The organism is Vibrio sp. 3-2(1), assembly GCF_963887575.1.
GTDB classification, from domain to species: Bacteria; Pseudomonadota; Gammaproteobacteria; order Enterobacterales; family Vibrionaceae; genus Vibrio; species Vibrio anguillarum.
In genome coordinates this window covers 106,832-124,322 of sequence record NZ_CAWPGB010000011.1, presented here as the reverse complement: position 1 = coordinate 124,322, position 17,491 = coordinate 106,832, and the positions used below count along the sequence as shown (strand labels likewise).

The window sequence follows — 17,491 nt, the reverse complement described above, 5'->3', positions numbered from 1 at the left end:
CTCTATTTTTGAGCGGAAAGTTTAGCGCGGATAAATTCACTGTGGTCCACATACAATAATTCTGCCGCTTTGCGGATCACCGCCTCTTCGAGTGGGTCTATCTCACCGTCCGCGTGCGCCACTTGCCACATCGCCTTGATAAGTTCATATCGCGTATCTTGCGAGAGCTCGCGTAATAGTGAAGTGAAATCATACAATGAAGCTGACTGTTTGACGCTTTGTTCTGCCCGAATGAGCAGTTCCGTGGTTTCTGTATCATCTAACGCTAATAGTCGTTTAACTAATTGAAACTTAGCGTCATTTTCTCGTGTGTCAATTTGATGATCGGCTCCTGCCACTTCTCTGAGCAAACAAGCAATCGCTAGGTTGGGGTTAGTGTTGGAACGCTGGCCTAAATCTTCTCCGTCCAAGAGTTGCTTGAATAGCGATGTAATGGCATTAAACATAAAAAAACCTACTGAAAATTTCGAGTCATTATTGTTTAAATAGTGGCGTATTGAGCAAAACACAAGTCAGAATAAAGTGAGATTCTAAATATCACGAGATTCATCTTCATCGCTCTCGTGATAAAAATCATTCGGATCTTGAGGAACGCTAGGATCTTCTAGTATTTCAATGACTTCTGAACTTGAGTATTCATGCCCCATCAGGAAAAGCGCTAACATGGCATCGGCTTTGGATTTATTGTCCGCTTTTTCTAGCAAAATTTCTTCAAAGCGTCGCCGTATCATGGCAATCTCATGTCCAACAAAACCGCGACCTTCTTCCTCTCCTTCACCTTCCTCGGGCGCATTATCAAACTCCAGAAACAGAAAATGGCCGTCCAATTGTGTGTCAATAAGACGTTCAGGCAACCAAGCCTCACCCATCACCAATTCTGGATCGGTGTTATCGGGTAGTGAATCGAGTATGTGTTTCAGTTCAGATGCTTTCACAGTTTTATCGTTTCAGTAATCATGTCGCTATTGTAGCGGCGATTTTCTTATAAACATAAGAAATCCTGATCCGATTGCCCAATTTTAAATCGCTTAATCATACGAACGATGGCAAAACATACCGGAATCGAGGAGGAAGCGAATAAATGCTCGCCGTTTGTGAAAGGATAACTGATTGCAGGAGCGTTGATTATGCTACAATCCGCTCAGTTTTATGTAATGAAATGAATAGGAAATGCTTTGACCTCGTCACAGCCCAATCAACACAAGTCAATGAACGCTAGCAGCAACAGTGCGGCATCTCTGCGCAATGCATTGAAAGAATGCATGATGCGTGATCGTTTTCGTCTGAGTAAACGCATCTCTGGTGCGAGCAAAATAAAAAATGAGCAAGCCAAACATGCCGTTTTTGATCAAATTGCGCTCGATATTGCTCAGTCAATGATGGTGGCGCAGCAGCGTCTCAACAGCCGCGTTACCATCGACTACCCTGATTTATTGCCCGTAAGCCAAAAACGCGATGATATCGCCAAAGCGATTGCTGAAAACCAAGTGGTAATTGTGGCGGGTGAAACAGGGTCAGGCAAAACGACTCAGTTACCCAAAATTTGCGCAGAACTTGGGCGCGGTAAATATGGCCTGATTGGCCATACGCAACCACGTCGCCTTGCTGCGCGTTCGGTCGCGAGCCGAATAGCGCAAGAGATGGAAACAGAACTGGGTGGCTTTGTTGGCTATAAAGTTCGTTTTAACGATCAAATTTCCGAGCAGACTCAGATCAAATTGATGACTGACGGGATATTGTTGGCCGAAATCCAGCATGATCGTTTTCTCAATCAGTACGACACCATCATTATCGATGAAGCGCATGAGCGCAGCTTAAATATCGATTTTATCTTAGGTTATTTGAAAGAACTGCTGCCGCGTCGTCCGGATCTCAAAGTCATCATTACTTCGGCCACCATCGATCCTGAACGCTTCTCTAACCATTTTAGTGGCGCGCCTATCATTGAAGTGTCGGGTCGTACTTATCCGGTCGATACGCGTTATCGACCACTGCTTGGTGAAGAGGACGCAGACCGCGATCAACTTGAAGGTATTTTTGAAGCCGTCGATGAACTCTGTGCTGAAGGGCTTGGCGATATTCTGCTCTTCATGAATGGTGAACGAGAAATTCGTGATACGGCCGATGCGCTCAGTAAACGTAACTTACGTGATACTGAAATTGTGCCGCTTTATGCACGATTATCCGCCGGTGAGCAGAATAAAATCTTTCAGCCCCATGTAGGGCGGCGCATTGTTTTAGCCACCAACGTGGCAGAAACATCCCTTACCGTTCCGGGGATTAAATATGTCATTGACCCAGGTACGGCACGTATCAGCCGTTATAGCTACCGCACCAAAGTCCAACGTTTGCCGATTGAACCAATTTCTCAAGCGAGTGCAAATCAGCGTAAAGGACGTTGTGGCCGTGTTGAAGAAGGGATCTGCATACGCCTCTATTCCGAAGAGGATTTTCTTTCACGCCCAGAATTTACCGATCCGGAAATACTGCGTACCAACTTAGCCTCGGTTATTTTACAAATGACCGCACTTGGGCTGGGTGATATTGAAGCATTCCCGTTTGTGGAAGCGCCGGATAAACGCAACATTCAAGATGGTGTGCGTTTGCTTGAAGAGCTTGGTGCGATTGTTCCTGATACCAATAAACATAGTAACGACAGCAAAAAGCAGTTGACGGATATGGGGCGCAAATTAGCACGCTTGCCGATTGATCCCCGTTTGGCGCGTATGGTGCTCGAAGCGCCAAAGCTTGGCTGCGTAAAAGAGCTGATGGTGATTGCCGCTGCACTTTCGATTCAAGACCCACGTGAACGTCCATCAGATAAACAGCAAGCCTCCGATGAGAAACATCGCCGATTTTTTGATGAAGAGTCCGATTTTCTGAGCCTAGTGAATCTGTGGAACCACATTCAAACTGAGCAAAAAGCGTTAAGCAGCAGCCAATTTCGTAAGCAGTGCAAACAAGATTACCTCAATTATTTGCGGGTACGCGAATGGCAGGATGTCTACTTCCAAATTCACCAATCGATGCGTGAAATGGATTACAAATTGAACGACGAACCGGGCAATTACCAAAGTATCCACAGTGCAATTTTGGTTGGTTTACTGTCGCACATCGGTATCAAAGACCAAGAGAAAAATGAATACCAAGGGGCTCGTAACGCCCGCTTTAATATCTTTCCCGCTTCTGGCCTGTTTAAAAAGCAGCCCAAGTGGGTGATGGTCGCCGAATTGGTGGAAACCTCTAAACTGTGGGGGCGTATTGCAGCTAAAATCCAGCCTGAATGGGTGGAACCGCTGGCACAGCATTTGATCAAGCGTAGCTACAGCGAACCGCATTGGTCAAAAAAACAAGCCGCCGTCATGGCCTATGAAAAAGTGATGTTATATGGCATTCCTATTGTGCCTAAACGTTTGATTAACTACAGCACCATTGACGAGCCACTATGTCGTGAGATTTTCATTCGCAGCGCATTAGTTGAAGGTGATTGGGAAACCAAACATGCGTTTTTCAAGCAAAACCGTCGCTTATTACTTGAAGTCGAGGAGCTTGAGCATAAATCTCGCCGCCGCGATATTTTGATTGATGATGAACAGCTTTTTGAGTTCTACGATCAGCGAGTCGCAACGGATGTGGTCTCTGGACGTCATTTTGATGCGTGGTGGCGAAAAGTCAGCAAAGCCACCCCAGATCTACTCAACTTTGAAAAAGAGATGCTATTTAAAGGTGATGCTAGCCACATCACTGATTTAAATTATCCCAACTTTTGGCATCAAAACGGTATTAAGCTGAAGCTCAGCTATCAATTTGAACCTGGCGTGGATAGTGACGGTGTCACGGTGCATTTACCATTGCCGATCCTAAATCAAATTGAGCCGACAGGGTTTGATTGGCAGATCCCCGGGTTACGTCATGAATTGGTTGTCAGCCTCATCAAGTCTTTGCCTAAAACACTGCGCAAAAACTTTGTACCGGCACCTAACTATGCGGATGCGTTTTTAGCTCGTGTCACACCGATGGAATTGCCTTTATTGGATGCGATGGAAAAAGAGTTAAGACGCATGACGGGCGTCGAGGTGAAGCGTGAAGATTGGAAGCTAGAGCAAGTTCCGGATCATTTAAAAATCACTTTTCGCGCGGTGGATCATAAAAATCGCAAACTCAACGAGCATAAAGATTTATATCAGCTGAAAGAGAGTTTGAAAGAGAAAGTACAAGAAACACTATCTCAAGTGGCAGACGATGATATTGAACAGCAAGGTTTGCATACGTGGAGCTTTGGTGAATTACCGAAAGTGTACCAACAAAAGCGCGGCGGTTTCGAGGTTAAAGCCTATCCAGCGTTAGTGGATAGTAAAGAGAGCGTTGAAATTAAGCTTTTTGAGACCGAGCAAGAACAACTCAATGCAATGAAAGCAGGGCAACGGCGTCTGATTTTGCTGAACGTTCCTTCACCGATTAAATATCTGCACACCAATTTACCGAACAAGTCAAAATTGGGGCTCTACTTTAACCCGTATGGCAAAGTACTGGACCTGATTGATGACTGTATTGCTTGTGGGATTGATAAGTTAATTGAGCAGCAAGGCGGTTTAGTGTGGGAACCGGAGCAGTTTGAGGCACTGAAAGAGTTTGTGCGCGCTGAATTGGGCGATACTGTGGTCGATATCGCCCAACAAGTGGAGACGATCCTTACCACGGCATTCAACATTAATAAAAAGCTGAAAGGGAAAATCGATTTTACGATGGCTTTTGCGTTATCGGATATCAAAGCGCAGATCGAAGGTTTGATCTTTAAAGGCTTTGCCACCGAATGCGGCTGGAAGCGTTTGCCGGATATTCTGCGTTACATGCGCGCGATTGAACGTCGGATGGAGAAGTTACCCATTGATCCAAATAAGGATCGTTTGCACATGTTGAAAATTGAAGCGGTAACCAATGATTACAAAGCGCTACTAAACAAGATACCTCGTGGTGCAGAAGTACCTGAAAATGTTAAAGAGATCCGTTGGATGATTGAAGAGCTTCGGGTGAGTTTATTTGCTCAGCAACTTGGCACTCCTTATCCAGTTTCAGATAAACGTATAAAAAATGCGATTGATGCTTGTTAGGTATAAGATTTGCATCTAACCAACAGTTCACTATAATTTGACGCTATGTGGCAATCGGTCGCCGTTTTGAGGCCACTGCCAAATTAAATAAAGAAGGTTCATCATGAAAAAGACTTTAATCGCACTGGCGCTGATCAGTACATCTTCAATGGCGTTTGCTGACTCTTGGATTTATGGCGGCGCATCAGTAGGCCAATCGGATTTGAATGGTAAAAGCGGTACTTCGTACAACATTCATGCCGGTACTGGTATTCTTCCTCTGATTGGCCTCGAAGCGGGTTACACCGACCATGGCAAATTTGAAGTCACTGCCACGAATGAAATCGCGGCCTCTTCTGTTTATTTTGCGGTAAAGCCAAGCATTGATTTTGGCCCTCTGCATGTGTATGCCAAGGGTGGTTTGCATTCTTGGGATAAAAAATTAAACAGCAATAAAATAGATGATGGTTTTGACATCATGTACGGTGTAGGCGCTGAATACTTCCTGATGGGGCCAATTTCAGTTGGTGCAAGTTACATGAATTACACTTTGGGCGATGACGATATTGGTACGGTTTCATTCAACGCGACCTTCCACTTTCTTTAATCTAGTCACTCAATCGCTTTCAACCACTTCTTGCTCGTTAGTAGCAAGAAGTGGTTTTTTATTTGAGCAGTATGGTGTGGTGTACATTCTCAAGTACGCCAGTAACTGAAAGCAAAGCGTGACCAGTGATTGATGATGTAGTCAATAAATGCCTGAGTTCGCTCAGGAAGAAAACGTCTCTGAGGGTGCAGCAAATAAACATCCGCTCCTTCAATCTGCCAGTTAGGCAATAATGGCACTAATCGTTTCTCCTCTAACTCCTTATCAATTAATCCTTTAGGTAACCTTGCAATACCCATATTCATGAATGTGGCTTGCAAAATCGTATCAATTTCCTCAGAGCTAATACGTGCCTGAGGGATAAATTGAAAACGTTCTTTGCTTTGCTGATGTTCAAATATCCACGCTTGTTTGGTATTTAAAGTGAGTAGTGGCAGAGAAAGTAATTGCTCTGGATGTTTTAGCAGCAAAGAGGCCGAGTAGTCAGGGCTTGTGCACAACACGGAAGGGTTATTAGCTAGTTTGCGCGCAACCCAATCGGATTGAGGTTGTGGACCAAAACGTAGCGCTATGTCAAGGTCGTGCTGGGTATGATAATCCAGCCCTGCACCGACTTGAATACGAATGTTGACTTTAGGATGTTGCTGACAAAATTCCAGTGCTAATGGACTTAGCTGATGCCGAATGGGTAGGATTGGCGCGTTAATGACGATCTCGCCTCTAAACTCTTGTTTGGCTTTTAAAGCTTGTTCTTGTTTATCTTCTATTTGGCTAAATAGGTTGGCATAGGTTTCAAACAAATGCTCGCCTTCTTTCGTTAGTACCACTTCTTTACTGTTTCTGATCAGTAGAATGCTGCCAATATCTTGCTCCAACTGCTGAATTCTGCGGCTCAACGTGCTAGTGGACAAGGCTTTTTGTTTTGCTGCCAGCGTAAAATTGCCACATTTCACTACCGTTAAAAAGAGTGATAAATCATCAAGTTTCATCATTAATCCCATTTATGCAATAAGCCATCCCATTCTATCCTATTTTAGGATGTGCACTATTACGTTATCGTGTCGGTCGCGCATTCTAATCAAGTTCATATGAGGGGCACATGCCTACCGATTCAACTTATTCGGCTAATCCGAAAATTATTTTTGCCAGCGTTGCTTTAGTCATCGCTTTAGGCTCGCTTGAAAAAAGCATCGTTACCACTCCATTGGCTCTTATTGGGCAAGATCTCTCGGCAGGACAAGCATTAACATGGGTGATTACTGCTTATCTATTAGCATCGACCGCTGTATTGCCCGTCTACGGTAAACTGAGCGACTTGTTCGGACGAGTTCGGATGCTAAATGTCAGTATCGTGATCTTTATGTTGGGTTCCGCGCTGTGTACCTTTGCTTTTGATCTACCCAGTTTAATTGGTGCTCGTGTGATTCAAGGGATTGGCGGTGGAGGCTTAATAGCTCTGGCATTTACCGTTATCGCCGATTCAATTCCTGCGCGCGAAGTGGGCAAGTACCAAGGTTATATTTCAGCGGTTTATGCGGTGTCCAGTATTGCAGGGCCACTACTTGGCGGCTATTTTGCTGACTACCTCAGTTGGCGGTGGGTATTCGGTATTAATTTACCGCTAGGGTTGGTGGCACTTTACATGGTTAACCGCTATTTGAAGCATCTCAATAAACGCAGAGATAGTCGCTTTGATTGGGTGGGAGCAGCGTTACTCATGAGTGCGACGACTTTGCTGCTGTTATTACTTTCTTCACATTCATTTATCCCTACTGGCTGGGGCGCGTTTGCATTACTGGCGTGTTTAGTTGCTTTGGTGGTTGTTGAACGCAGAGTAAGTGATCCTATTTTACCGGCGCGTTTAGCACGTCTTCCGAATTATCTGACCGCGATTGTTCTTATTATGGGATCGCAAATGCTGATGTTTGCGCTTTTGGTCTATTTACCACTGCAGTTTCAGTGGCAAAAAGGACTCACTCCGTCAGAAAGCGGTGCCATTATGGTGATCTTCATGGTCTGTATTACCTCTGGCGCTTATGTGGGTGGGAAGCTCATCGCGAAGTTTGGTCGTTATAAGATGTTAGTGATCGTCGGTTTTGCTTTGGCTATGGCTGCATTGTGGCAAGTTCACTACGATATGTGGGTGAAATTTGCATTGGGTTTTGCGGGTATAGGTATTGGTTTAACCTTACCGGCCTTAGGCGTTGTTGTACAAAGTGTCTTACCCGCACGCGATCGCGGCATTGGCATGTCACTGTTTAATTTTGGACGAGAACTCGGCGGTGCACTCGGTGTTGCGTTCTGTTCCGCGCTCTTTTATCTGAGAGTGCCAAGCGAAGTCATGGTTGCTGAACACAGTGCCGAGCAGGCCGGCGTTTCCACTCAGGTATTATCACAAGGTTTTAGCTTGGTTTATATTGGCATGAGCGTACTAGCGTTACTGGCGATGTTACTGACAGTATGGCGCTTGCGTAAAGATGCATTGATGAAAAGTTCATCATGAATTCCTGCGTGTTATTGAGCGTTAACTAAGTATGAAAAAAGCAGCGATTTAAGCTGCTTTTTAAGTTTGGCGCTAAAGGTATCTATGCTTTAGGTGGTCTTGGAAATATTGAGCGTTAAGCACATCCCCAGTCGCTTGTTTCACCAATTCATCGGTTGTTAATAAGCTACCTTTCCGCCAAATATTATCGGCAAGCCAAGTAAATATTGGTGATAAATCACCACTGCGAATGGCGGCATCAACATCCACCGTTTTCTTCATTGCTGCCATAAACTGGGCCGCATACATAGCACCCAGCGTGTAACTAGGGAAGTAGCCAAAGCTTCCATCTGTCCAGTGGATGTCTTGCATGCAGCCGTTTTGGTCATTTCCTTGGGTAGAAAGGCCGAGGTAAGCCTGCATTTTGTGATCCCATAGCTCAGGCACATCGGTATGTTTGATATGACCATTGATCAAATCACGTTCAATTTCATAACGTAAAATGACGTGCGCTGGATAAGTGAGCTCGTCGGCATCGACACGAATAAAGCCTTTTTCAGCGCGAGTGTAGATCTTCTGGAAATTCGCTTGTGCAAATACTTTATCTTCACTACCTGAAAAATAGCGGGCGGCTAGGGTGGCTAAGTGCTCAATAAAGGGTTCACTGCGGCCCATCTGCATTTCAAAGAAGAGCGATTGAGATTCATGAATACCCATCGAACGCGCTTCTCCTGCTGGTGTACCAGCAAGATGTTTAGGCAAGCCTTGCTCATAACGTGCGTGGCCCGTTTCATGGACAATGCCCATTAGAGACTGAATAAACTCCGACTCATTATAACGAGTGGTGATCCGAACATCGGTTGGAACACCGCCGCAAAAAGGGTGAACGCTTTCATCAAGGCGGCCGTGTTCAAAATCAAACTGAAGCAGTTTCATGACTTCTAAGCCTAGCGCCTTTTGCTTTTCAGCAGGGTAATGGCCAGTTGGCATGATGATCTCTTCGGCGCGCTGCTTCTCTATGACTTGATCGATTAACGTTGGCAGCCAAGTTTTAACATCGCTGAAAACAGCGTCCAATGATTGAGTGGTTGTACCCGGTTCGTAAAGGTCGAGCATCGCATCATAAGGCGTTAAACCTGTAGCATCAGCGCGGATCTGCGCTTCTTGCTGTGAGAGTGTGACCACCTCAGCCCAGTTTTTCTCAAAACCGACCCAATCATTGTTTTTGCGTTGGGTACGCCAAGCATGTTCACACTTTGAACCAGCAAGAGATTTCGCTTGCACCAAAGCTTCAGGCAGTACGTTTGCCTGCTGCCAGTGGCGTTTAAGTTCACGCAGAGTTGCTTTTTGCTCATCGTCCAATGACTCATTTTGTGCTTTATCGAACCATTCAGCTAATTGAGGTTGAGTATGTAAACTATGAATATGAACGGACAATTGCGCCATCGCTTCCGAGCGAGCTTGAGCGCCGCCAGCAGGCATTACTGCGGCTTGATCCCAGCCACAAATAGCCGCTAAATGATTGAAATGTGAAATTTTCTTAGAGTGTTGAACTAATTGATTGAATGCATCCATGGAATTAGCCTTCCGTGACGTAAAAGAGGGGCTAGTGTAGCAACCATTAAGTGTCTAACCAAGGCCATCAAAGTCAATTAAGGTGAAAGAGCGTGACCCAAACCGACAAGGCTATGAGTATTTCATTATTTTCTTATCCAGTGAAAACTGTTAAAGACTTTATAAAAGAGGTCAGGTATAAAAAGGCAAACGATGACATTTCTTTTATACAAGGACGGGTATGTATATCCAAAACATTGAAGCCTTTCTGATCGCAATTACTATATTAACGCTAACTCCAGGGCTAGATACGGCACTGGTGATTCGTAACACATCACGAGCAGGGTTCACGGACGGCAGCATAACAAGTTTGGGTATTTGCATGGGGCTATTTGTGCATGCGACCTTTTCCGCTGTCGGTATTTCGGCGATTTTGGCACAATCGGCAGAGCTGTTTCATGTGGTTAAAATGATTGGTGCGGCGTATTTAATTTGGCTGGGACTATCCAGCTTAAAAGCGTTGCTGAAAAATAGCCAAGGTATGCAGGTTACGGCCATTTCACACAGTGAATTCACGCTGAAGCGGTCATTGCGTGAAGGTTTTCTTTCCAATGTGTTGAACCCTAAAACGGCGGTATTTTATCTCGCATTTTTGCCACAATTTATTAACCCAGAATATTCTCCGTTGTTGCAATCGCTTTTGATGGCTGCCATTCATTTTGTTATCGCTATGTGTTGGCAGTGCGGTTTAGCGGGCGCATTGAGCTTTGCAAAAAACTTACTCAAGAATGCGTCGTTTATGAAATGGATGGAAGGGACAACAGGTGTTGTGCTCGTTGCGCTTGGGGTGAAATTGCTACTAGAAGATGAAGCGGCTTAAGAAGTTGCTCGTTAGTCACCTAAAGTTGCCGATAAGCACTGCCACATGCTTATCGGCTGGCAAATGATTAATGTTGGGTTTGAGCATCACGCGTAAAAGGTGCTGACTGTTTTTCAAAAAACAGCTTGGTCTCTTCAAGCACAATATGGCGTAATGCGATTAGTCCGATCAGATTAGGGATAGCCATTAAACCGTTAACGATATCAGCAATAATCCAAATCATATCAAGGTGCAAGAACGCACCTGATGCCACCAAACCGATAAAAATCAGCTTATAAGGCATCACTGCTTTGGTGCCAAACAAAAACACCACGCAGCGCTCACCGTAATAGTTCCAGCCTAAAATCGTCGTAAAAGCAAAAAACATCAAACCAATAGAGACCATCATCGGGCCCAAGGTTTGCGCATTTAAGCCCACGGCAAATGCATAGGTTGTCATGGCAGCACCAGAAAAATCACTTTGCCATGCGCCAGTTAAAATCAGCGCAAGCCCGGTCATGGTGCAAATAATGATGGTGTCAAAGAAAGTGCCAGTCATTGAAATCAACCCTTGTTTTACGCAAGAGTCAGTTTTCGCTGCCGCCGCAGCCATTGGCGCGCTGCCAAGACCAGATTCATTAGAAAATACACCGCGCGCAATCCCTGATTGAATCGCCAGCATGATGCTCGCTCCTAAGAAACCACCAGTAGCGGCTGTGGAAGTGAAGGCAGAAGTGATAACTAAACTGATGGCCGTGAGTAATTGATCGCTGTTGCTGATGATCACACTCAAACACGCAAGGATGTAAAAAAGGGCCATGGCAGGTACCACTTTCCCTGCCACTTTTGCAATTGATTGAATACCACCGACCGTGACAAATGCGACTAACAGCGTTAGAACCACTGCTGATATTTCGCGTGACACACCAAAAGAGATTTCAGTAGCATCTAAAATCGCGTTGACTTGTGGGAATGTACCAATGCCGAAACAAGCGACGCCGATGGCAAATAGGGCGAATAAAACCGCCAAAGTTCGCGAGCCCACGCCATATTGCAGGTAATACATCGGGCCACCAACCATTTGGCCTTTGTCATCCACTTGACGATACTTTACTGCCAGTAAACATTCAGCGTATTTGGTCGCCATACCAAACAGCGCGGCTAACCACATCCAAAATAGCGCGCCCGGCCCACCGAGCTTAATCGCTGTCGCTACGCCAACGATATTACCGGTTCCAATCGTCGCGGAAAGTGCGGTACATAAGGCGGCAAAGCTTGATACATCGCCTTGTTTACCGGCGTCTTTGTCTTTACTAAACAACATCTTAAGTGCGGTAGGTAAATGTCGAAATTGGATAAGACCGAGACGAAACGTAAAATAGATGCCTGTACCGACCAATAAAATTAAAAGTGGTGGTCCCCAGACAAAGTTGTCTATAGATTCAAGAATAGATTGCAGGTTGTTCATTAGTTCCCCTTAATAAAACGACAGTTAAGGAGAAGAGGGAAAGGGCAGTAATCTGAAAAGATCCCACAAAAAGATCACAGCAGGCCAGTGGTGAAGAAACCACACCTATTTATGATTGTAACTTTCCACTCCTCTGTCCTTTTGCCTGAGAGTTTCACCCCAAATAGGGTTTGCTCCTTCGGCGACCGATTAAACGGTTCTCTCCAGAGGTTCCTCCAACTACAGTCCTCGCCAGCTCTCATAAGAGAGAGCATTAGCACCTGAAAGATTTACTTCTTCGGCGAGCCTGTTTACTCATACTTTGAATAAACTAAGGCTACTCTCCTGCAGTCTTCATCGGAACTGATGATAAGTGCGCTTACCATCAAGGCGAGATATGTTACATAAAGCGTTTTTCAAGACAAGAAAAATTGTGCTTTTGATCTCAATTTGCTGCCGTTTGATGGTTTGTTAACCATTTATAGACGTAAACGTTGGATTAGGGGGGAAAACTTTACGCTTGTTGTCGATTGTTCTACTTTTTTCTGACTTATCGCGTGTTATAAATGATATACACTACGTGAGAGGATAGGCTAATGACACGACTCATCACCATTATTTTATTGATCGCCATTGCTTTTATTTTTATTCGTTATCGTACCAACGAAAAGTTGCAAAAAGGTGTGGTGGTTTCTTTACTCACTGCTTTTGTCATTTATGCTGCCTCAATTGTGATTACTGAATTAACTCGCTGAGATAGATAGATAGGAGCGAAAGAGTGAACAAACAGACGGACATTGATGCACAAGACGATGTCGTAGTGATTGAAGAACGAGACAAACGCACCTACGTCTACATCGCGTTAGCAGGGGTGTTGGGGTTAGCATTAGGTGGCTTAATCGGTTCAAGTATCACCACGAATAACTGGCAAAAAACATACCATCAGCTAGAAGAAAAATATGAACAGCTCACCCAAGATAAAAGCCAATTAGCTGAAAAAGTGCAATTAAAAGTCGCCAGTGTCGACGCTGAAGTAGCAAATAAACTTCAACAAGCATTAGAAGAGCAACAAAAGCAGTATCAACAAGAGCTGGATCAAGCGCAAAGCCAATACCAAGCATTAATGGCAGAAAATAAAGCGCTGCAAGCGAAACTTAATACACAGGAAAATACACTAGCGCAAGTTGAGAACAAAAATTCTAAATTAAATCGGCAAGCCGATATGCAGGCAACGATTTTTGAACGTTCACGCGAACTGTTCCAACGTGAATTGAAAATTAAGCAAGAGTTAGAAGCGCTGCAAAAAGAGAAAGAAAGTTTAGTACCGAAGCTAAAAACGCTCAAAACCGATTGTGATGTCTACTTAGAAGGTAAGTCGTGGGATGCAAAATCAGACGCATGTGATAAGCAAGATGAAGCGAATTCAAGAATTAGCCAAATCGATCAGATGATCCAAGTTCACCGCATGGATTTAGAACAAATCAAAGCGTTAACGGAAAATATAGGCTTATAATTTATACAAATCCCACCAATGTTTCTTTAGCAGGCCTCGCGAAAATGAGGCCTGTTTTATCGTAAGGCTTATTCGGTCAAATACGTTGTTAGGAATTCTGCAATCTTCACCATATCACTGATCGCAATATACTCTTCGGTGGTGTGAACTTTCGCCATGCCCGTTGACAAATTGACGGTCACTAATCCTTTTTCGTTAAAGTTGTTTGCATCACTGCCTCCACCAGTACGTTTGGTTTTTGGTGCAATCCCAACCGATTCAAAGCTCTTTTTGATCGCAGCGATATGCGGATGCTCTTCATCCAATACAAAGGCGTTGTAAGCACGAGTAGATTCAATCTTAACCTGCGCGCCATGCTTGTGCGCCGCGGCCTGAAATGTTGACACCATATGTTCAACTTGTAGGCTCAACTTATCATCATTCAATGAGCGGGCTTCAGCGACAATTCTAAGATCAGGCATGACGATATTCGTTGCGCCACCGCCATGAACAAGGCCGATATTCGCCGTGGTTTCCTCATCAATACGCAGCAATTTCATTTGGGTAATCGCATCGGCCGCGACGGCGATAGCGCTAATACCTTCTTCAGGAGCAAGGCCTGCGTGTGCGGGTTTGCCTTTGATATTAACGATGATTTTTTGCTGCCCTGGGGCGGCTTTAACGATGGTTCCTATTGGACCACCAGTGTCGAGTACAATCGCCTTAGTCGATTGAATATGAGACATATCAAAGTGTTTGGAGCCTTGTAGCCCGCCTTCTTCATGGACGGTGAATGCAATTTCGATGGTTTTATGAGGTTGTTTTTGCGCTTTAATCGTTCGGATCGCCTCCATAATGGCCGCAATACCCGATTTGTCATCGCCGCCTAAAATTGTTTCACCGTTAGAGCGAATGACGCCATTTTCAATGACGGGTGTAATGCCAATCCCCGGTTTGACGGTATCCATGTGACAGCTCAGTACGACACTGTCATCGAGTTGTCCTGCTAGGCGAGCATAAAGGTTAAAGCCATTGGAAACATGTTCAGGTACGGGCAGTTTTTGGACTGAAAAACCAAGCTCACCCAATTGTTCAGACAGCGTTTCTGCAATCTGTTTTTCGTTACCAGATTCGCTGTCAATTTGAATTAGTTGTAGAAAGTGCTCAACCAAGCGCTGTTCATTTATCATGGTCATTTTGTTATCTCGTAGGAAACAGAAGCCATACCATATCGCGTGTGGATGACGCGATGTTCTGCGATAAATCAAAGAAGCACGACAAAACAACCGAATTTTTCGCTTATATATAGCCAATGGCTATTGTTTTTAACTTAATGATTCACTTGTGTTGGCCTAATGTTTTGTTCGTGTAGCTCGACATATAAAAATCATGTGCGCCTAACACCTCGCCCGATTGTGTGTTTTTTGCCGGAGGCAGTGTCGGCTTTTGATAAATGTAGCTAAAATGTTACGCTGTGCTATTTATCTTACTGATCAACTGGTTATGATTGACTTGTGATTAACGTGGCCAATTAAGTAAAAGTGCTTAGTATTCAGTCAAATAAAAACAAATCATCTCTGTGAAATTCGCTAATTTACTATCCTACTGCTCATTAATAGATTTGTGTAACATTTTAATTACATTGACACTATTTGTTCTCCGCTAAACCGTTTTTTGTTATAGGGTTCATTTTTGCTGAAAATTACGCCATGTTCGCAATACTCAACACAAGCGTTAACAAAAAAGGAGCGTGAGATGACCTCAACATTTAACCCATTGGGAACAGACGGTTTTGAATTTGTGGAGTACACCGCGGCTGATCCCGCTGGAATCGCGCAGTTAAAAGAGCTGTTTACTTCTCTTGGCTTTGCTGAGATAGCCAAACATCGCTCAAAAGAGGCGTGGTTATATCGTCAAGGGGATATCAATTTTATCGTTAACTCTCAACCCCATAGCCAAGCTGCAGCGTTTGCCAAAGTGCATGGACCTTCAGTGTGTGGGATGGCGTTTCGCGTTCATGATGCATCTGTCGCCATGCAGCATGTGCAGGCAAATGGCGGGCGAGAATACAAAACACAAATTGGCCCGATGGAACTGAGTATTCCCGCGATTTATGGAATTGGCGATAGCTTGCTTTATTTTGTCGATCGTTATGGTAGCCAGAGCATTTATGATGTGGATTTCAAGTTCTATGCCGATGCCAATCAACGAATGACTCACGCCAATGTTGGTCTGTTCGAAATTGACCACTTAACGCATAACGTCAAACAAGGCCACATGGACGTTTGGTCTGGCTTTTATGAGCGGATCGGTAACTTCCGTGAAATTCGCTATTTTGATATTGAAGGGAAGCTAACGGGGCTAGTTAGCCGTGCAATGACAGCGCCTTGCGGCAAAATTCGCATCCCAATCAATGAATCGTCTGACGATAAATCACAAATAGAAGAGTTTATTCGTGAATACAATGGTGAGGGGATCCAACACATAGCTTTATCCACTGATGATATCTACCAGACGGTACGTACTCTGCGCGAGCGAGGGATGGATTTCATGCCGACACCGGATACTTACTACGAAAAAGTCAATGATCGAGTTGGAGGGCATCAAGAAGATGTTGATCAGTTAAAAGCGCTGCGGATCCTGATTGATGGCGCACCGATGAAAGATGGAATTTTGCTGCAAATATTTACTCAAACCGTCATTGGCCCAGTCTTTTTTGAGATCATTCAACGCAAAGGCAATGAAGGGTTCGGGGAAGGTAATTTCAAAGCGTTATTTGAGTCGATTGAAGAAGATCAAATTCGGCGAGGAGTACTCAGCGATGCATAAATGGATCACATTTCCTCATCGAGAAGGGGTATGTTCAAACCAAGCTCATGCCGACTTCCCGCAAGAGGCCATCTATGAAAGAGAAGCAGGACGCAGTGGCTTTTTTGGCCCTGCGGCCCATTTCCATCACCAACATGCACCGACTGGGTGGAGTGAATGGCAAGGTGAGTTAAGGCCGAGAGCCTTTAATTTTAATTTGATCGAGCAAGCCAAACAAAGTTCACCGTGGAGCGTGCCGCATCTATTGCATAATGCACAATGTAAAGTCCGAGTATGGAAGCTGGCTCAAGCGATGGATCATTTAGTGCGTAACGCCGATGGTGATGAGTTACTTTTTATTCATCAAGGAAGCGCTGATTTTTATTGCGATTACGGACACTTGAGCGTTTCACAAGGGGATTATGTGTTGATCCCGCGCTCAACCAATTGGCGGCTTGAGCCAAGTGAGCCGATGTTCATTCTAATGATAGAGAATACGGATGCGGCGTATGCTTTGCCAGAAAAAGGGCTAGTAGGGAACCACGCCATATTCGATCCTGCGGTTTTGCAAGTCCCGTCGATTAACCCAGAGTTTAAAGCGCAGTATTCAGAAAAGACCACCCAAGTTCATTTAAAACGTCATGAGAAAATCAGCGTCATTACTTATCCATTTAACCCATTGGATGCAGTAGGTTGGCACGGTGATCTTTCCGTGGTGAAACTCAACTGGCGAGACATTCGGCCGTTGATGTCGCATCGCTATCATTTGCCGCCCTCCGCTCACACAACCTTTGTTGGCCAAGGTTTTGTGGTCTGCACCTTTGTGCCTCGGCCGATTGAGAGTGACCCCGGCGCTTTAAAGGTTCCGTTTTATCATAACAATGATGATTACGATGAAGTGCTCTTCTACCATGCGGGTGATTTCTTTAGCCGCGATAATATTGAAGCTGGCATGGTCACTTTTCATCCTGCCGGGTTTACTCATGGCCCACATCCGAAAGCGTTCCAAGCTGGGCAAGAGTATAAGAAAAAATTTACCGATGAAGTGGCAGTGATGATTGATACGCGGCATGCATTACACTTTAGTGAGGCGGCGCAGCAGGTTGAAAATCAACAGTACGTCTACAGTTGGAAGAGCGAATAAACGAATAA

14 protein-coding genes and 1 riboswitch are annotated in these 17,491 nt (G+C 44.6%); of the genes, 8 read left to right on the top strand and 6 right to left on the bottom strand.

From position 1 onward, the window contains the following. Positions 1-2: 2 nt before the first annotated feature. Complete coding sequence (locus tag AACQ79_RS03255; RefSeq protein WP_170898392.1) at positions 3-446, bottom strand: tellurite resistance TerB family protein; 444 nt, start codon at positions 444-446, stop codon at positions 3-5. Positions 447-530: 84 nt separating this feature from the next. Further along, positions 531-935, bottom strand: a complete 405-nt coding sequence (locus AACQ79_RS03250; RefSeq protein WP_170898390.1) for a hypothetical protein — start codon at positions 933-935, stop codon at positions 531-533. A 240-nt stretch (positions 936-1,175) separates the two neighbouring features. Here AACQ79_RS03250 and hrpA point away from each other — a divergent pair, with 240 nt between their 5' ends. Both hrpA and AACQ79_RS03240 read left to right on the top strand, forming a co-directional pair. Next, positions 1,176-5,111, top strand: coding sequence for an ATP-dependent RNA helicase HrpA (hrpA, locus tag AACQ79_RS03245; protein WP_170898388.1), 3,936 nt, complete (start codon positions 1,176-1,178; stop codon positions 5,109-5,111). A 103-nt stretch (positions 5,112-5,214) separates the two neighbouring features. Then, positions 5,215-5,697 (top strand): porin family protein, encoded by a 483-nt coding sequence (locus AACQ79_RS03240; protein ID WP_017044743.1) that lies wholly within the window; start codon positions 5,215-5,217, stop codon positions 5,695-5,697. Between the two features lie 89 nt (positions 5,698-5,786). Here the strand turns inward: AACQ79_RS03240 and AACQ79_RS03235 are convergent, their stop codons facing one another. Then, the gene (locus AACQ79_RS03235; RefSeq protein ID WP_088732470.1) at positions 5,787-6,698 is read right to left on the bottom strand and encodes a LysR family transcriptional regulator; all 912 of its coding nucleotides are present in this window, start codon (positions 6,696-6,698) and stop codon (positions 5,787-5,789) included. Positions 6,699-6,796: 98 nt separating this feature from the next. Between AACQ79_RS03235 and AACQ79_RS03230 the strand changes: the two genes are divergently transcribed. Then, the gene (locus tag AACQ79_RS03230; protein WP_088732468.1) at positions 6,797-8,200 is read left to right on the top strand and encodes an MDR family MFS transporter; all 1,404 of its coding nucleotides are present in this window, start codon (positions 6,797-6,799) and stop codon (positions 8,198-8,200) included. Positions 8,201-8,272: 72 nt separating this feature from the next. Here the strand turns inward: AACQ79_RS03230 and AACQ79_RS03225 are convergent, their stop codons facing one another. Next, entirely contained in the window at positions 8,273-9,754 is a 1,482-nt protein-coding gene (locus AACQ79_RS03225; RefSeq protein ID WP_170898386.1) for a carboxypeptidase M32, read from the bottom strand. 220 nt (positions 9,755-9,974) lie between these two features. Here AACQ79_RS03225 and AACQ79_RS03220 point away from each other — a divergent pair, with 220 nt between their 5' ends. Continuing rightward, the gene (locus AACQ79_RS03220; protein ID WP_088732464.1) at positions 9,975-10,613 is read left to right on the top strand and encodes a LysE family translocator; all 639 of its coding nucleotides are present in this window, start codon (positions 9,975-9,977) and stop codon (positions 10,611-10,613) included. Positions 10,614-10,680: 67 nt separating this feature from the next. Here the strand turns inward: AACQ79_RS03220 and AACQ79_RS03215 are convergent, their stop codons facing one another. After that, positions 10,681-12,060, bottom strand: coding sequence for an alanine/glycine:cation symporter family protein (locus tag AACQ79_RS03215; RefSeq protein ID WP_010319275.1), 1,380 nt, complete (start codon positions 12,058-12,060; stop codon positions 10,681-10,683). 123 nt (positions 12,061-12,183) lie between these two features. Continuing rightward, positions 12,184-12,277: riboswitch (glycine riboswitch) on the bottom strand. 358 nt (positions 12,278-12,635) lie between these two features. Between AACQ79_RS03215 and AACQ79_RS03210 the strand changes: the two genes are divergently transcribed. After that, complete coding sequence (locus tag AACQ79_RS03210) at positions 12,636-12,794, top strand: hypothetical protein (RefSeq protein WP_010319274.1); 159 nt, start codon at positions 12,636-12,638, stop codon at positions 12,792-12,794. A 23-nt stretch (positions 12,795-12,817) separates the two neighbouring features. Then, positions 12,818-13,552: a chromosome partitioning protein ParA gene (locus AACQ79_RS03205; protein ID WP_088732462.1), complete on the top strand. Its 735-nt coding sequence runs from the start codon at positions 12,818-12,820 to the stop codon at positions 13,550-13,552. 68 nt (positions 13,553-13,620) lie between these two features. On the opposite strand, the gene AACQ79_RS03200 is transcribed toward AACQ79_RS03205, so the two are convergent. Next, complete coding sequence (locus tag AACQ79_RS03200) at positions 13,621-14,727, bottom strand: M20/M25/M40 family metallo-hydrolase (RefSeq protein WP_170898384.1); 1,107 nt, start codon at positions 14,725-14,727, stop codon at positions 13,621-13,623. A 559-nt stretch (positions 14,728-15,286) separates the two neighbouring features. On the opposite strand from AACQ79_RS03200, the gene hppD reads away from it, so the two are divergent. Then, entirely contained in the window at positions 15,287-16,360 is a 1,074-nt protein-coding gene (gene hppD, locus AACQ79_RS03195; RefSeq protein ID WP_170898382.1) for a 4-hydroxyphenylpyruvate dioxygenase, read from the top strand. Next, the gene (locus AACQ79_RS03190) at positions 16,353-17,483 is read left to right on the top strand and encodes a homogentisate 1,2-dioxygenase (protein ID WP_096036405.1); all 1,131 of its coding nucleotides are present in this window, start codon (positions 16,353-16,355) and stop codon (positions 17,481-17,483) included. The genes hppD and AACQ79_RS03190 overlap by 8 nt, the downstream gene beginning before the upstream one ends. Positions 17,484-17,491 lie beyond the last annotated feature (8 nt).

What these genes read in the sequence shown, in the direction of transcription:
- hppD (WP_170898382.1), top strand. Translation starts at nt 15,287, where the DNA reads ATGACCTCAACATTTAACCCATTGGGAACAGACGGTTTTGAATTTGTG.
- AACQ79_RS03240 (WP_017044743.1), top strand. Translation starts at nt 5,215, where the DNA reads ATGAAAAAGACTTTAATCGCACTGGCGCTGATCAGTACATCTTCAATG.
- AACQ79_RS03255 (WP_170898392.1), bottom strand. Translation starts at nt 446, where the DNA reads ATGTTTAATGCCATTACATCGCTATTCAAGCAACTCTTGGACGGAGAA.
- AACQ79_RS03220 (WP_088732464.1), top strand. Translation starts at nt 9,975, where the DNA reads ATGTATATCCAAAACATTGAAGCCTTTCTGATCGCAATTACTATATTA.
- AACQ79_RS03200 (WP_170898384.1), bottom strand. Translation starts at nt 14,727, where the DNA reads ATGACCATGATAAATGAACAGCGCTTGGTTGAGCACTTTCTACAACTA.
- AACQ79_RS03230 (WP_088732468.1), top strand. Translation starts at nt 6,797, where the DNA reads ATGCCTACCGATTCAACTTATTCGGCTAATCCGAAAATTATTTTTGCC.
- AACQ79_RS03190 (WP_096036405.1), top strand. Translation starts at nt 16,353, where the DNA reads ATGCATAAATGGATCACATTTCCTCATCGAGAAGGGGTATGTTCAAAC.
- AACQ79_RS03215 (WP_010319275.1), bottom strand. Translation starts at nt 12,060, where the DNA reads ATGAACAACCTGCAATCTATTCTTGAATCTATAGACAACTTTGTCTGG.
- AACQ79_RS03225 (WP_170898386.1), bottom strand. Translation starts at nt 9,754, where the DNA reads ATGGATGCATTCAATCAATTAGTTCAACACTCTAAGAAAATTTCACAT.
- AACQ79_RS03210 (WP_010319274.1), top strand. Translation starts at nt 12,636, where the DNA reads ATGACACGACTCATCACCATTATTTTATTGATCGCCATTGCTTTTATT.
- AACQ79_RS03235 (WP_088732470.1), bottom strand. Translation starts at nt 6,698, where the DNA reads ATGGGATTAATGATGAAACTTGATGATTTATCACTCTTTTTAACGGTA.